General features: G+C 72.5%; 1 protein-coding gene and 1 pseudogene. Both read left to right on the plus strand.

Annotated features, from left to right (window positions below):
• A partial coding sequence (locus ACOADB_RS13775) for a hydroxyacid-oxoacid transhydrogenase (protein WP_378599533.1) occupies positions 1-921 on the plus strand: 921 nt, incomplete at its 5' end.
• Positions 922-1,032: 111 nt separating this feature from the next.
• Positions 1,033-1,642, plus strand: a pseudogene (locus ACOADB_RS13780) (SAM-dependent methyltransferase); the annotation flags it as partial.

Consider the following 1,642-nt stretch of genomic DNA (forward strand, 5'->3'; position numbering starts at 1 on the left):
CTGATGGACTACGTCAACGCCCCCGTCGGCAAGGCCCGCGCGCCCGAGCAGCCGGTGCTGCCGCTGGTGGCCGTGCCCACGACGACCGGCACCGGCAGCGAGTCCACCACGATCTGCGTGATGGACGTGCTGGCGCTGAAGGTGAAGACCGGGATCAGCCATGCGGCGCTGCGCCCGAAGCTCGCGGTCGTCGACCCGACGTTCTCCGCCACGCAGCCGGCCGGCGTCGTCGCGGCGGCAGGGATGGACATCCTGTGCCACGCGCTCGAGAGCTACACCGCCCGCTGGTACGGCGACTTCGAGGCCAAGCGGCCCGAGCAGCGGGTGCCCTACTGCGGGTCCAACCCGATCGCGGACCTGTGGTCCGAACGGGCGCTGGGCCTGTTGGCCACGGCGTTCCGGGCCGCCGTACGACGGGACCTGGAAGGTGCGGACGCGGCCGGTGCCGCCGACCAGATGGCCCTGGCCGCGACCTTCGCGGGCCTGGGGTTCGGCAACGCCGGAGTCCACATCCCGCACGCCAACGCCTACCCGATCGCTGGTCGGGTGCGGGACTTCCGGCCGGCGGACTACCCGGACCACGAGCCGATGGTGCCGCACGGGATGGCCGTCTCGCTGACCGCTCCCGAGGCCTTCCGCTTCACGTTCGACGCGGCGCCGGACCGTCACCTGCGGGCGGCGCGGCTGCTCGACCCGGCCGCCGAGGGCAACGGCCCCGAGGTGCTCCCGGCCGTCCTCGCCCGCCTGATGCAGGACATCGGGATCCCCAACGGGCTGGCCGAGGTGGGCTACGGGGAGGGCGACGTCGACAACCTGGTGGACGGTGCACTGCAGCAGCAGCGCCTGCTCGCGACCGCCCCCAAGGACGTCACCGGCGAGGACCTGGCCGGCATCATCCGGTCCTCCCTGTCGCACTGGTGAGGCTCTGAGGGGCTCGCCCCTCTACGATCGGTGGGTGAACCCGCGCCACCGTCGACTCATCATTCCGGCCGCGCTGGTGATCCTGTTGCTGATCGTGGTGCTGGCGGCGTTGTGAGCAGCACGACCGAGTCCCTCGAGAGCGGGCTGGCCCGGGTCGCGGAGGACCTGCTGTCCGAGCGCCTGATCCGGGCGGTCGGTTCGGGACGCCGTCGTACGGCGGTGCCGCCGTGGCGCCGCGTCGAGCTGCGCTGGGTGGACCTCAAGGCCGGCCGCAGCCTCCAGATCGTGCGGTACGACGCCACGCAGGCCCACACCGCGAACCACCTCGCCGGCGAGGCCGCCCGCTCCGCGGTGATCACCCTGCTGGCGGAGCCCTTCGGCAACTGGACCGTCGAGACCACCGAGCACGAGCTGACCCTGCGCGTGACGAAGAAGGGCGACGCCGCCCTGCACGAGCGGGCTTCGGCCGCCGACACGGTGGACCACAGCCACGACCGCGCCAAGGAGCGGATGCTCCCGGCCGACGACCCGGTCTTCGCGGCGCTCGGGATGACCGACGGGCAGGGCCGGATCAAGCCCAGCCGGATGGCGAAGTACCGCCAGGTCGAGGACTTCCTGCGGATCCTGGATCGCTCGGTCGCCGATGCCCGCGCGAAGGGGCACCTCCGCAAGCCGAACGAGGAGAAGCCGCTGCACGTCGTCGACCTCGGCTGCGGCAACG

This window comes from Nocardioides sp. CPCC 206348, assembly GCF_048654705.1.
In the GTDB taxonomy this organism is placed as follows: Bacteria; Actinomycetota; Actinomycetes; order Propionibacteriales; family Nocardioidaceae; genus Nocardioides.